Source organism: Streptomyces sp. NPDC051322 (genome assembly GCF_040689485.1).
Taxonomy (GTDB): Bacteria; Actinomycetota; Actinomycetes; order Streptomycetales; family Streptomycetaceae; genus Streptomyces.
Genome location: NZ_JBFBAK010000008.1, coordinates 212,240 through 225,101, shown reverse-complemented (window position 1 = coordinate 225,101; position 12,862 = coordinate 212,240). Strand labels below are relative to the sequence as shown.

The window sequence follows — 12,862 nt, the reverse complement described above, 5'->3', positions numbered from 1 at the left end:
GGTGAGGTCCTCGGGGCTGCTGATGGGGGCGTACCGGAAGGCTGACGGTTCTCACGGACTGTGCTTTTACAAGAAGTAGAGGCGGTTGAGCGAGACGGACTCCGCGGCCGGTGACTCCAGCGGTTCCCCGTCGAGCGTGACGAGCCCGGTGCGCTGGTTCACATCCACCGCGCCGGTACGGGAGTTGAGGCGCAGGTCCGCCGGTCCGATGCCGCGCGTGCCGCGCACCGCGACGCGCCGGCGCCGGGTCGGCATCCGGTCGTGGTCGGCGTCCAGGGCGGCCTGCGCGACGAAGGCAACCGACAGATCGGCCGCGGTCGCTCCGTGGGCCCCGAACAGGGGGCCGAGGACGAGCGGCTGGCAGGTGTCGGTGGCGGCGTTCGGATCGCCGGTCACCCCGTAGGCCGGGAAGCCCGACTTGAGGACGAGTTGCGGTTTCGCGCCGAAGGAATCCGGCCGCCACAGCACGATGTCGGCGAGCTTGCCGACCTCGACCGAGCCGACCTCGTGGGCCAGGCCGTGGGCGATGGCGGGGTTGATGGTCAGCTTGGCCAGATAGCGCAGCACCCGCGCGTTGTCGTCGTCGCCGTCGGCGCCTCGCTCGGTCTTCATCTTCCCGGCCATGGCGAAGGTCCTGCGCACCGTCTCCCCCGCCCGGCCCATCCCCTGCGCGTCCGATGAGGTGATCCCGATGGCGCCCAGATCGTGCAGTACGTCCTCGGCGCCCATGGTTCCTGCGCGGATCCGGTCGCGGGCCATGGCCGCGTCACCGGGCAGGTCGGTCTTGAGGTCGTGTACGGAAACGATCATCCCGTAGTGCTCGGCGACCGCGTCCCGGCCGAACGGCAGCGTCGGGTTGGTGGACGAGCCGATGACGTTCGGTATGCCGGCCATCTTGAGGACGTTGGGCACGTGTCCGCCGCCGCAGCCCTCGATGTGGAAGGCGTGGATCGTCCGGCCTTCCAGTACCCGCAGGGTGTCCTCGACCGACAGGCATTCGTTGAGCCCGTCGCTGTGCAGGGCCACCTGTACGTCGTGCTCCTCGGCCACCCGCAGCGCGGTGTCCAGCGCCCGGGTGTGCGCGCCCATGTCCTCGTGCACCTTGAACCCGGACGCGCCGCCCTCGGCGAGCGCTTCCACCAGCGGGGCCGGGTCGGACGACGAACCGCGCGCCAGGAAGCCGATGTTGACCGGCCAGGCGTCGAACGCGTTGAAGGCGTGGCGCAGCGCCCAGGGCGAGTTGACGCCGACGCCCCACACCGGACCGAACTCCTGGCCGATGATCGTGGTGACGCCGGAGGCCAGCGAGGCCTCCATGATGCGCGGCGAGAGCAGGTGGACGTGGGTGTCCACGGCGCCGGCGGTGGCGATCAGTCCCTCACCGGAGACGATCGAGGTGCCGGTCCCGACGACCACGTCGACCCCGTCGAGGGTGTCCGGGTTGCCGGCCCTGCCGATGGCCGAGATGCGGCCCTCCCGGATGCCGATGGACACCTTGCGGATGCCCTGCACGGCGTCCATCAGCAGCACGTTGCTGATCACCACGTCGCAGGTGTCGCGGACCGCCGCCGCCTTGAGGTGCAGTCCGTCGCGGGCGGTCTTGCCGAATCCGGCCAGGAACTCGTCGCCCGGCTTCTGCGCGTCGGACTCGACCCGGACGGTCAGCCCCGAGTCGCCCAGACGGACCCGGTCGCCCGCCCGCGGGCCGTGCACGGCTGCGTATTCACTCATCGGTCAGCTCCTCGGTCCGCCCCCAGGTATCCGCAGGCCGCGGCGCGCCGCATGGCCTCTTCCTTCGCGCCCGGCGCGTCGAGCGGCCCGTCGACCAGGCCCGCGAAGCCGATCGCTATCCGGTCGCCACCGATCGGGACGAGACCGACCTCGGCGCTCTCGCCCGGGCCGAACCGCACGGATGACCCCGCCGGTACGCACAGCCGCATTCCGTAACCGGCTGCCCGGTCGAAGTCCAGCCGCGGATTCGCCTCGAAGAAGTGGAAGTGCGAGGTGACGCTGACCGGCACGGGAGCGGTGTTGCGTACGGTCACGGTCAGCGCGGGAACCAGCTCGGGGTGCCCGGGACCGGCCAGTACCGCCCCCGGCGCGTCGGCGCCCAGGGATCCGCCGCCGATGGGGTCGGCCACCACGGCCAGCCGGGAGCCGTCGTCGAAGACCGCCTCGACATGGACCTCGGTGACCACGTCCGCGACCCCGGGCAGCACATCGTCCGGACCGAGCACGGCGCGCGCCGCTTCGATCGCCTCGGCGAGCCGCCGCCCGTCGCGGGCGGCCTCACAGACCGTGTCGGCTATCAGCGCGGTCGCCTCCGGGACGTTGAGCTTGAGGCCACGCGCCCGGCGCGCCCGGGCCAGCTCGGCCGCGCCGAACAACAGCAGCCGATCTCGTTCGGTCGGGGTCAGTCGCACTCCCTACCCACCTCGTCCTCGTTCGGAGCGACACCTTCGGCAACGCTTTGAGCAATACTCTAACCGTCGATCCGTGTGAGCGAAAGCATTGACAGCCGACCATGGCATACAGCACATTGAGCGCCACTCAAATCATCGAGTGGAGGGCATGCCGTATGCCGATCGAACAGCGCGGAGTCGACACCATCCCGGACGAGGAACGCACCAGCGGTCCCCGCGACCTCATCAGCATCCTGTTGGGCTCCAACCTGTGTCTGGGGGTGATCGTCTTCGGCTGGCTCCCGGTGTCCTTCGGCCTCGGTCTGTGGCCCTCCGTCACCTCGGTGGTCGCCGGTACGATCGTCGGCACCCTGCTGACCGCCCCGCTCGCCCTGGTCTCGCTGCGCACCGGGACCAATCTCTCCACCTCCAGCGGCGCCCAGTTCGGCGTACGCGGCCGGCTCATCGGCTCGATCGTGGGTCTGCTGCTCTCGCTCGGGTACACCGCGCTGACCCTGTGGATCGGTGGCGATGTGATGATCGGGACACTCGCCCGGCTCACCGGCCTGCCGGACAACGGCTGGATCCACTCCGTCGTCTACGCCCTGCTCGCGGCCCTCACGGTCACCGGCGCGGTGTACGGCTACCGGATACTGCTGCGGCTCAGCAAGGCACTGGCCGTCGCCATGACGCTGCTGCTGGTCCTCGGCCTCTTCGCGTACGCCCCCGACTTCACCACCGCCGCCGCGCCGCACACCCCGTATCTGCTCGGCTCGTTCTGGCCCACCTGGCTGCTGTCCGCCGTCGCCGCCGGGCTGAGCGGTCCGATCGCCTTCATCACCCTCCTCGGCGACTACACCCGCTACGTCTCTCCCCGCCGTCACAGCACGGCTTCGGTGCTGCGGGCCACCTGCGTCGGTCTCGTACTCGGCCTGCTGGTCCCCCAGTTGTTCGGTACCTATACCGCGCTCGCGGCCCGCTCGGCCGTCGACTACGCCGGGCCGCTCGTCGCCGCGTCCCCCGCCTGGTACCTGGTTCCCCTGCTGCTGGCCGCTTCGGCCGGTTCGGTCGGCAATGCGGGTCTCATGCTGTACTCGATGGGCCTGGACCTCGACGCGATCCTGCCGCGCGCCACCCGGGCACGGGCCACCATGGTCGTCGCGGCGGTCGCCACGCTCTTCGTCTTCGCCGGTCACTTCGCCTGGGACGCACAGTCGGCGATGACGTCCTTCGTCCTCCTGCTCACCGCCATCGGCACTCCGTGGGCGGTCATCACCGTCATCGGCCATGTCCGCTGCCGTGGCGAGTACGACCCCGATGCCCTCCAGGTCTTCAACCGCCGCGCCAGGGGCGGGATGTACTGGTACCGCGCCGGCTGGAACGTGCGAGCGGCGGTGGCCTGGGCGATCGGGGCCGCGGTCGGCCTCGCCGCGGTGTCCACCCCGCTCTACGAGGGCCCGTTGCTGCACCTCACCGGCGGGGTGGACTGCAGCTTCATCTTCTCCGGCCTGGTCGGCGGACTGGCCTATGCGGCGCTGACCGCGGGCACGGTACGCACCGGCACCCCTGCCGAGAGCCCCTCCGAGGCGCTCGCCGAGCTGTAGCGCCGCTCGATGCAATAGCGTCCCGATCCATGGACCGCGACATACAGGCATTCGTATCCGAACCCGGGCGCGCCGAGCGGCTGGCCGCCGAAACCAAGGCGATCGCCGCCCGCTGGCCGGTGCCCGCCGACCGGCCTCCGCTGTACGGCGTCCAGGTCGGCATCAAGGACATCATTCACGTCGACGGCCTGCCCACCAGGGCCGGTTCGTCGCTGCCGCCGGACGTGCTGGCCGGCCCGCAGGCCGCTGTCGTCGACCGGCTGCGCGCCGCCGGGGCGGTGGTCGCCGGCAAGACGGTGACTGCGGAGTTCGCCGTACTGGCGCCGGGTCCCACCCGCAACCCGCGCAACCCGGAGCACACCCCCGGCGGCTCGAGCAGCGGGTCGGCGGCTGCCGTCGCCGCCGGGATGATCCCGCTGGCGGTGGGCACCCAGACGGTCGGTTCGATGATCCGTCCGGCCGCGTACTGCGGAGTGGCCGCCTTCAAACCGACGTACGGGCGCATCCCGGTCGACGGGGTGATCGCGAACGCCCCGAGTTTCGACACCCTCGGCGTATTCGCCGCGGATGTGGCCGGGCTCGCTCCGGCGGTCGCGGCGCTCTGCGACACCTGGCGGCCGCTCCGACCGCCGACGCGTCTCCCGGTGCTCGGCATCCCCGAAGGCCCGTATCTGCGGTGCGCCGAGCCCGAGGCGCTGGCCGCTTTCGCCGTCCACGCGGACCGGCTGCGGGCGGCGGGCTACCCGGTGCTGCCGGTACCGGTCATGGCGGACTTCGAACGGATCAGGGCTCAGCTCTTCACCATGAACCGCTACGAGGTGGCCCGGACGCACGCCGAGTGGTTCGCGGAGTACGGCGACCGCTACCGCCCCGAGACGGCGCGGGCGATCGCCGAGGGCCGATCCATCAGCGACCTGGAGTACGCCCGCGCCCAGCGCGAACGGGTGGCCTTCCGCGACCGTCTCGACGAGGCGATGTCCTCGATCGACCTCTGGATCACCCCGTCAGCCACCGGTCCGGCCCTCCGGGGGCTGGCCACCACCGGCAGCTCGGTGATGTGCCTGCCCTGGAGCAACGCGGGTCTGCCGTCGCTGACGGTGCCGGCCGGCCTCGCCGCCAACGGGCTCCCGCTGGGCGTGCAGTGCGTTGCCGCGGCGGGTCGTGACGAGGAACTGATGGCGTGGGCCACGGGGGTCGAAGCGGTGTTCCCCACGCGGTGAGCCACGGGACCGGAGGGCGCCGGGTGCCCACCACCCGGCGCCCGTCATCACCGAACGCCTCAGCCCAGCGGGTGCATCCACCCGTGCTTGTCCGCGCTCACACCGCGCTGAATGTCGAGCAGCGCCTTACGCAGCCGCACCGTCACCTCGCCCGACTCCCCGGTTCCCTGCTGCCACTCGCCCCCGCGGGACTTGACCGTACCGACCGGCGTGATGACCGCGGCGGTGCCGCAGGCGAAGACCTCGCTGAGGGTGCCCTTCTCCGTGTCGCGACGCCACTGGTCGATGGAGACCCGGCCCTCCTCCGTCTCGTAGCCGAGGTCGGCGGCGACCGAGAGCAGGGAGTCACGCGTGATGCCGGCCAGCAGCGAACCGGTGAGCTCCGGCGTGATGATCTTGTTCCCGTACACGAAGTACAGGTTCATGCCGCCCAGCTCCTCGACCCACTTGTGCTCCAGGGCGTCGAGGTAGGCCACCTGGTCGCAGCCCTCGGCGGCGGCCTCGGCCTGGGCGAGCAGCGAGGCGGCGTAGTTGCCGCCGGTCTTGGCATCGCCCACGCCGCCGGGGACGGCGCGGACCCGGTTCTCGGACAGCCAGATCGAGACGGGCTTGAGCCCGCCCGCGAAGTACGCACCGGCCGGGGAGGCGATCACGACGAACAGGTACTCGTTGGACGGCTTCACGCCGAGCCCGACCTCGGTCGCGATCATGAACGGACGCAGATAGAGCGACTCCTCGCCGCCGTGCGCGGGGACCCATGCCTCGTCCTGCTGAACCAGCGCATCGCACGCCGCGATGAACGTCTCGACGGGCAGCTCGGCCATGGCCAGCCGCCGGGCGGAAGCCTGGAAACGCTTGGCGTTGGCCTCGGGGCGGAAGGTGGCGACGGTACCGTCGGGCTGGCGATATGCCTTCAGACCCTCGAAGATCTCCTGGCCGTAGTGCAGGACGTTCGTCGCCGGGTCGATGGACAGCGGTGCGTAGGGGCCGAGCTGCGCGTCGTGCCAGCCGCGCCCCTCCGTCCACTTGATCGTCACCATGTTGTCGGTGAAGTGGCGGCCGAATCCTGGATTGGCCAGAATCGCCTCCCGTTCCGCATCGGACAGCGGGTTCGAGGAGGGCTTGAGCTCGATCGTGGGCGTCGTCATGAGTGATCTGTCCTTCACCGGTTGTTGTGACGGACCGCGCTCACGCCATTACTAGGACGTCCGAGCTTCCCTTCACACCGCGGCCCGTGTTCGATTATCGCGCGTGGCAGGCCATGGATGAAGCGTGAATGCGGTCCGGGGGTCGATGGTCGCACCCGGAGACCGCAAAACACAGCCGCCGGGTGTGTGTGCGACCCGACGGCTGTGTGGTGTCAGTCGACGGGTCAGCCCGCTACTCGTACCGCGAGCGCGTCGCCGATCTCGTCGGTGGTTCGCGGGGTGTTGTCGCGCTCGGCCAGGTCGGCGGAGACTGCGTCCTCGATACGGGCGGCCTCGGTCTCGTAGCCGAGGTGACGCAGGAGGAGGGCGACGGAAAGAATCGTGGCCGTCGGGTCGGCCTTGCCGGTGCCCGCGATGTCGGGCGCCGAGCCGTGCACCGGCTCGAACATCGACGGGAAGTCACCCGTCGGGTTGATGTTGCCGGAGGCCGCCAGGCCGATGCCGCCGGTCACGGCAGCGGCGAGGTCGGTGAGAATGTCACCGAAGAGGTTGTCGGTGACGATCACGTCGAACCGCTCGGGCTGCGTGACGAAGAAGATCGTCGCGGCGTCGACGTGCAGGTAGTCGGTGGTCACGTCCGGGAATTCCTGGGCGACCTTGTCGAAGATGTTCTTCCACATGTGCCCCGCGTACACCAGGACGTTGTTCTTGTGCACCAGCGTCAGCTTCTTGCGCGGCCGCGCCTGGGCCCGGGCGAAGGCGTCGCGGACCACGCGCTCCACACCGTATGCGGTGTTGACGCTGACCTCGGTCGCGATCTCGGCCGGGGTACCGGTACGCAGGCTGCCGCCGTTGCCCGTGTAGGGGCCTTCGGTGCCCTCACGGACCACGACGAAGTCGATCTCCGGGCTGCCGGCCAGCGGGCTGACGGTGTTCGGGAACAGCTTCGACGGGCGCAGATTGACGAAGTGGTCGAAGGCGAAGCGGAGCTTCAGCAGCAGACCGCGCTCGAGGACGCCCGACGGCACGGAGGGATCACCGATCGCACCGAGCAGAATCGCGTCGTGCTGCTTCAGCGACTCCAGCTCCTCGTCCGGGAGGGTCTCGCCGGTACGGTGCCAGCGCTGGGCGCCGAGGTCGTACTGGCGGGTCTCCAGCTTCACATCGGGCGGGAGGATCGCGTTCAGGACCTTGAGGCCCTGGGCCACGACCTCCTGGCCGATACCGTCACCGGGGATCACTGCGAGATTGAGGCTGCGAGACATGACGGCACCCTACTGCGCGTCCCAGGGAATGACACGCACCGTCCGCCATGCGGACAGTCAGGCTAGTGACCGGTGGAGCCGCCGTTGTCACGGCGGTCGAGGGCGCGCTGGAGAGCCGCGGCTGCGTTCTTGCGGTCGGATTCGCCCGCACGGGAAGCGCGGGTGGCGTGACGGACTCGGCGGACAGTCGTCTCGGCCATGGTGATCGACTCCTTTGAAGACCAAGGGGGATATCGATACGCCGGAGGGGGCGGGGAGCGGGCGCCGCAGGGGTTACCTGCCTGGAGGCACAGCTCACGACCGCCGATCGCTGGGTCGAGCGAGACGTTCGGCTTCTTTCAAGTTAAGCGAGGTGGGCCAGCCTGTCTCTAGATTTACTCGGACTTCCTACTATCTGAGACGCGATCATGAGCGGCGGCCCCCGGAAGCTGTTCTCCGATCCCGCGCGGCCCGGCCGTCAGGAAACCCGCGGACTGAGGTCCTGGAGCCCCAGTACCCGGAGCAGCTGCAGCCGTTCGTGTGCCTCGGTGCCGGGCCTGGCCGAGTGGACGACCAGTACCTGCCCCTGGTCGGCGCCCATCAGCACCTCGCAGTCCAGCTCGAGCAGCCCGACGACCGGGTGCCGGAAGCGTTTCACCGCGGCCCGTCGCACCGCCACCTCGTGCTGCTCCCAGAGCTCCGCGAACTCCGCACTGTCCGCCCGGAGTCCGGCGACCATCTCCTGGAGTTCACGGTCCTGCGGCCGCGCCGCCAGTGTCGCCCGCAGTTGGGCCACATGGGCCCTGGCGTGCATTTCGTGGTCCTCGGGCGGAAAGAGGTTCCGGCCGGCCGGGTCCAGGAAGTAGTTCCGGATGATGTTGCGTCCCGGCTCGGCCACCCCGACCAGCGCCGCCGCCATGGCGTTCTGCGCGAGCACCTCGCCGCGGGCGCTGATGACCTGGGCCGGGGCGTCGTACAGCCGGTCGAGCACCATCAGCAGGCCCGGCCGCACATGCTGGGTGGGGCCCTGAGTGTCGCGCGGCGGCTCCTCCCCGGCCAGATGGAAGAGGTGGTCGCGTTCGTCCTCGCTCAGTCGCAGTGCGCGGGCCAGCGCGGTCAGCATCTGCCGCGAGGGACGAGAGCCGCGGGCCTGTTCCAGCCGCGTGTAGTAGTCGACCGACATCCCGGCGAGCTGTGCCACCTCCTCGCGGCGCAGCCCCGGCGTGCGGCGCCGGGCGCCCGCCGCGAGACCCACATCGGAGGGCTCCAGCCGGGCACGGCAGCGGCGCAGGAAATGCGCGGTCTCTTCGCGGTCCATGACCCCCAGCATGAGCCCGGTCGGCCGAGGTATCCAGGGAGTGCTGGACCCCGGATAACGGCGTCTCTCCCGGCGCCGTCCCCACCGCCGCAGGCTGGTGGCACGACGACGAGAGGAATGCATGATGTTGACTCTGGTGACGGGTGCGACAGGACAGGTCGGCCGGCGATTCGTACCGAGGCTGCTGCAGCGCACCGCGCCCGGCGACACGGTCCGGTTGCTGGTGCGGGACGCGGAGCGGAGTGCGCCGTTCGCCGCGCTGGGTGCGCAGATCGAGGTCGGCGAACTCCGCGACGAGGAGAGCGTACGGAAGGCGCTGTCCGGCGCCGACGCGGTGGTGAACATCGCGGCCGCCTTCCGCGGCGTCCCGGACGAGGAAGCCTGGGCGGTCAACCGGGACGCGGCGCTCGCGCTGGGTCGGGCCGCGGTGGTCGCCGGCGTGAGCCGCTTCGTGCAGGCATCCACCAACCTGGTCTACGGTGCCGGGCGTGGCCGCCCGCTGACCGAGGACGACGCGCCGCTGCCCGGCGGGCCGCTCTGGGGTGCCTACGCCGAGTCGAAGGCCGAGGCCGAGACAGGTCTGCTGGCGATGCGCGGCGAGACAGGCCTCGACGTACGGATCGGGGCGTTGGCCTTCGTGTACGGCGAGGGCGACCCCCACCTGGCGAACGCGCTGCAGTGGGCCGGCCACTGGGCAGCCCACCAACGACTGCCGATGGTGCACCACGCGGATGTCGCCCAGGGCCTGCTGCGGCTCCTGCACGCGCCGGGCGCGACCGGCAAGTACAACATCGCGGACGACGCCCCGATGACAGCCGTCGAACTCCACCAGCTCAACGGTGTCCCGGTCCCGGACGGCGCGGCGGGCCGCCCCGACCCGGATCCCTGGTACGGAGTCGTGTCGACTCGCCGCATCCGCGACGAGCTCGGCTACCGCCCGCTGTATCCGTCGGCCTGGACGGCACGGGACGCGGGGGTGCTCTGAGCCATTGCTCGGCGGGGCCGGGCCCTTCGGGTGCCCGACCTGTTCGGGCCCGGGCGCGGGTTGTGGCCTCACGGGGTGTGCGCCAAGCCGCGGAGGGCTTCAACCCGGGCGTGCACCTCCCGTGCGGCCACCGCCTCAGCGTCGGCGTCGGTCACCGTCCGCCGGGCACCGGGCGCCGCAGGGCGGCAGGCGTGGCACAAGCCATCCGGGACAGCTTCCGGGCGGCCCGGGATGCCGCACTTGGTGCACTCCACCATGAGGCGGGCGCCGGCCGTACCTGCTGTGGGGGCGGTTGGCTGGTAGGGCGGCTTCTTCTCCCTGAGGCGGCGGCGGACGAAGCCGAGGGGCGAGTTGATGGGTTCGGCGGGCAGCCCAGTGGTGAGGACCTGGACGATGTACACGGGGGTCACTCCGCGAGCCAGCCACTCCATCGCGAGGCCCTCCAAGGTCTCGCAGTCGGCCGCCGACAGGGCCAGGCGAGGCTCCACGCACCCGAGTTGGACCAGCGCCAGGTATCCCGGCGAGGGGCGAGGCTCCGACTCCAGCTGCCGCGCCGCGACAGGTGCCGACGGGGCCGGGGGCACAGAGTCGGCCGGCGCCACGGGCGTCTGTGCCCCGGCCTCTGCCTCTTCGAGAACCGGGACAGCCGGCGGCGACGCGGGCACCGCAACATCGGCGGCGGCTCGCCCCTCCTGGGCGGCGAGGAACGCACACCACCACTCGTTGTCCCGGGCGGTCCGCGACCAGAACGTCCGGGACACCCAGCGGACCTGCTCGCCGGTCTCGGCAAGACAGCGCACCCGACGCAGGTGCCCCGCAACGGACAGCGCGGTGAGCGCCGTGCTGACCGCCTGCTGGCCGTAGGACGGGAGTTGCTTGGCGAGGGCCTTGATCGTCATCGAAGCGCCGTCGGGAAGCCGGTCGAGGAAGGCGGCGATGTACCGCTCACGCTCCGGTAGCGCCAGAAAGTCATCAGCTCGGCGGGGAGCCTGGTCGGGCGCCGACCGCTTGCCGTAGCCGGGAGCGGCCATCGGATGTACGGGCCGTGATGCGGGGGCGCGCAGAGCAGCGCTAAAATTCTGGACAGCCACGGGATCGCTCTCTCTTCGATCTTGCGGTCAGACCCCGGCTTGGTGCGCCTAACACCGCGTCGGGGTCGTTCAGTTGCTCGCACCGTAAACAGCCGCGCCCGCGCGCCGCAAGCCGGTCCCGGTTAGTCGTATTTCCTCACCGTTACGACGGTGGGTTGGGCCGGTAGGTTTTCCCAACCCCCTTACCTACCAACCCGGTAAAGAAGCATCTCGAACCTCGAAGCCCGTACCTCGGCTCCCGAAGCTCGACGCTCAATCCCGGTACTCGAAGCTCACGCCCCGAGCTTCGGGCGGTGCCGTCGATTCCCGTTGTGGCTGCCACAACCATGCGGAGCCAGCGCTACCCAGCATCTTGTGCCACAAGAGCCTCAGCCCACGCACCGCGCGGCGTCGCCCTGAACCTTGATTTCATTGGCTCGCCACAGCCCATCGGTAGCCTTTTTCGGGTGCATACCGATCTGCCAGTAAGAATAATCACGAACACTCATTTTTGTCTTACGAATTTTCCCGCTATCGGTTTCCTTGCTGTAAAACCGCGAATCGTTGCTACAGAAAGTTACGACAACATCCTTCGTGCCATTTACCGACTGAATTTTAGCGCCTGTATAGCGGCTCACACCGGTGACTGTCAATCCAGCACCAACGCTCGCATCGATCTGCTGCTTCGCATACTTCTGCGCGGGGCTCTGGAATTCTGAGTAAAATTTATAGACCGCGTCATCTGCGTCCTGCTCAACAATCCCGTAGATGACAGCCCGCACGAAATTCTCCGCATCGCCAAGAGCTGCCGCTTGGTCCGGATCTGTGACGCCTGCATCATCGAAAACAAGCTCGACATCCGCCGGGAACTTCATGTCCGGACGGTCAATGTGCGGCACCTTGCTCATGGCCGAACTACTCGGCGAAGCGCCCCTCTTGGCACTACCGGTATCCGCTCCCACGAGCTTGCCGTTACCTGAACCCTTCCTGTCTCCACCTCCGCATCCGGTCAACAAAAGGGCGGCGGCAACCGTAAGGGAGACGGCAACAGGCAGAACACGACTGCGGTTCACGTGCAACTCCCGATAGACGACATAAGTTCAAGGGTTAGCGTACGCACTGCCCAGCGGTTCTCCGGGGCCCCCGCTACTGCCATCCCGGTCGCCGGCATGAAGTCTCCGTGCTCCTGATCCTCACATGCACTGCGTAGCCTCCCCCTGAACCTCGATGCGCTTGGCCCGCCACGGCCCCTTGGCGTTTCCGGAGGTATTCATGCCGATCCGCCAGAAGTAGAAGTCCTTCACGCTCTTCCGGGTCCTGGTGACCTTTCCGGTCTTTACGTCCTTGCCGTAGAACTTGGAGCCATCACTACAGAAAGTGACGACTGCATTCTTCTTGTTCACCACATGGACCTTCGGCGACGTATATCGCCGCTCGCCAGTAACAGTCGAACCGGCGTCAACGTGTTGCTGGATCTGATCGCGGGCGTACAGCTGCGCGGGGCTCCGGAACTCTGAATAGAGCTTGTAAGCACTGTCGTCCGCATCCTGCTTGACAATCCCGTGCTCAATTGATCGGATGAAATTCTCGGCGCCACTCAGGGCGGCAACTTTTCTCAAGTCCGATTCGGGAGCCTTCTCAAATGTCAATCTGACATCCGACGGGAGATCCACGTTCGGCTGATCAACCTTGCGCGCCTTGCTGCTTTTCGAGTCGCTTCGCGAAGCGCTGCCCTTGGCGTCCCCGGGACCAGTCCCCGCGGACTTGTCACTCCCCGACCCTCCACTACTACATCCGGCGAGGAAGAAGGCAGCTGTCACCGCCAGTGAGACAGCTACGGGAAATGATGCGCGACGGCAGTTCACCACAAG

At 69.1% G+C, this 12,862-nt stretch carries 12 protein-coding genes; 3 read left to right on the top strand and 9 right to left on the bottom strand.

Features of this window, described 5'->3' with window-relative positions; genetic code table 11:
* Positions 1-66: 66 nt before the first annotated feature.
* Both AB0436_RS20285 and ureA read right to left on the bottom strand, forming a co-directional pair.
* Positions 67-1,731: an urease subunit alpha gene (locus AB0436_RS20285; protein WP_366469290.1), complete on the bottom strand. Its 1,665-nt coding sequence runs from the start codon at positions 1,729-1,731 to the stop codon at positions 67-69.
* Positions 1,728-2,423 (bottom strand): urease subunit gamma, encoded by a 696-nt coding sequence (gene ureA, locus AB0436_RS20280; RefSeq protein WP_366469289.1) that lies wholly within the window; start codon positions 2,421-2,423, stop codon positions 1,728-1,730. Before ureA ends, AB0436_RS20285 begins: the two co-directional genes overlap by 4 nt.
* A 155-nt stretch (positions 2,424-2,578) precedes the next feature.
* Here ureA and AB0436_RS20275 point away from each other — a divergent pair, with 155 nt between their 5' ends.
* Positions 2,579-4,006: a cytosine permease gene (locus AB0436_RS20275; RefSeq protein WP_366469288.1), complete on the top strand. Its 1,428-nt coding sequence runs from the start codon at positions 2,579-2,581 to the stop codon at positions 4,004-4,006.
* Between the two features lie 29 nt (positions 4,007-4,035).
* Positions 4,036-5,226 (top strand): amidase, encoded by a 1,191-nt coding sequence (locus AB0436_RS20270; protein ID WP_366469287.1) that lies wholly within the window; start codon positions 4,036-4,038, stop codon positions 5,224-5,226.
* Positions 5,227-5,285: 59 nt separating this feature from the next.
* Here AB0436_RS20270 and AB0436_RS20265 read toward each other — a convergent pair whose 3' ends face one another.
* From AB0436_RS20265 to AB0436_RS20250, 4 genes are all read right to left on the bottom strand, one after another.
* Complete coding sequence (locus AB0436_RS20265) at positions 5,286-6,374, bottom strand: branched-chain amino acid aminotransferase (protein WP_366469286.1); 1,089 nt, start codon at positions 6,372-6,374, stop codon at positions 5,286-5,288.
* 224 nt (positions 6,375-6,598) lie between these two features.
* Entirely contained in the window at positions 6,599-7,639 is a 1,041-nt protein-coding gene (locus AB0436_RS20260) for a 3-isopropylmalate dehydrogenase (RefSeq protein ID WP_366469285.1), read from the bottom strand.
* Positions 7,640-7,701: 62 nt separating this feature from the next.
* A complete protein-coding gene (locus tag AB0436_RS20255) occupies positions 7,702-7,839 on the bottom strand; it encodes a hypothetical protein (protein ID WP_366469284.1) in 138 nt (45 codons plus the stop codon).
* Positions 7,840-8,096: 257 nt separating this feature from the next.
* Positions 8,097-8,936, bottom strand: coding sequence for a helix-turn-helix transcriptional regulator (locus tag AB0436_RS20250; protein ID WP_366469283.1), 840 nt, complete (start codon positions 8,934-8,936; stop codon positions 8,097-8,099).
* A 124-nt stretch (positions 8,937-9,060) separates the two neighbouring features.
* Here AB0436_RS20250 and AB0436_RS20245 point away from each other — a divergent pair, with 124 nt between their 5' ends.
* The gene (locus AB0436_RS20245; protein WP_366469282.1) at positions 9,061-9,921 is read left to right on the top strand and encodes an NAD(P)-dependent oxidoreductase; all 861 of its coding nucleotides are present in this window, start codon (positions 9,061-9,063) and stop codon (positions 9,919-9,921) included.
* 68 nt (positions 9,922-9,989) lie between these two features.
* Here the strand turns inward: AB0436_RS20245 and AB0436_RS20240 are convergent, their stop codons facing one another.
* The 3 genes from AB0436_RS20240 to AB0436_RS20230 form a co-directional block, all read right to left on the bottom strand.
* Positions 9,990-11,012 carry a MarR family transcriptional regulator gene (locus AB0436_RS20240; protein ID WP_366469281.1) on the bottom strand — a complete coding sequence of 341 codons (1,023 nt, stop codon included), beginning with the start codon at positions 11,010-11,012 and terminating at the stop codon, positions 9,990-9,992.
* Positions 11,013-11,380: 368 nt separating this feature from the next.
* Positions 11,381-12,064, bottom strand: a complete 684-nt coding sequence (locus AB0436_RS20235) for a hypothetical protein (protein ID WP_366469280.1) — start codon at positions 12,062-12,064, stop codon at positions 11,381-11,383.
* A 120-nt stretch (positions 12,065-12,184) separates the two neighbouring features.
* On the bottom strand, positions 12,185-12,856 hold the full coding sequence (locus AB0436_RS20230) for a hypothetical protein (RefSeq protein WP_366469279.1): 672 nt from the start codon (positions 12,854-12,856) through the stop codon (positions 12,185-12,187).
* Positions 12,857-12,862 lie beyond the last annotated feature (6 nt).

What these genes read in the sequence shown, in the direction of transcription:
- AB0436_RS20285 (WP_366469290.1), bottom strand. Translation starts at nt 1,731, where the DNA reads ATGAGTGAATACGCAGCCGTGCACGGCCCGCGGGCGGGCGACCGGGTC.
- AB0436_RS20275 (WP_366469288.1), top strand. Translation starts at nt 2,579, where the DNA reads ATGCCGATCGAACAGCGCGGAGTCGACACCATCCCGGACGAGGAACGC.
- AB0436_RS20270 (WP_366469287.1), top strand. Translation starts at nt 4,036, where the DNA reads ATGGACCGCGACATACAGGCATTCGTATCCGAACCCGGGCGCGCCGAG.
- AB0436_RS20265 (WP_366469286.1), bottom strand. Translation starts at nt 6,374, where the DNA reads ATGACGACGCCCACGATCGAGCTCAAGCCCTCCTCGAACCCGCTGTCC.
- AB0436_RS20260 (WP_366469285.1), bottom strand. Translation starts at nt 7,639, where the DNA reads ATGTCTCGCAGCCTCAATCTCGCAGTGATCCCCGGTGACGGTATCGGC.
- AB0436_RS20255 (WP_366469284.1), bottom strand. Translation starts at nt 7,839, where the DNA reads ATGGCCGAGACGACTGTCCGCCGAGTCCGTCACGCCACCCGCGCTTCC.
- AB0436_RS20250 (WP_366469283.1), bottom strand. Translation starts at nt 8,936, where the DNA reads ATGGACCGCGAAGAGACCGCGCATTTCCTGCGCCGCTGCCGTGCCCGG.
- AB0436_RS20245 (WP_366469282.1), top strand. Translation starts at nt 9,061, where the DNA reads ATGTTGACTCTGGTGACGGGTGCGACAGGACAGGTCGGCCGGCGATTC.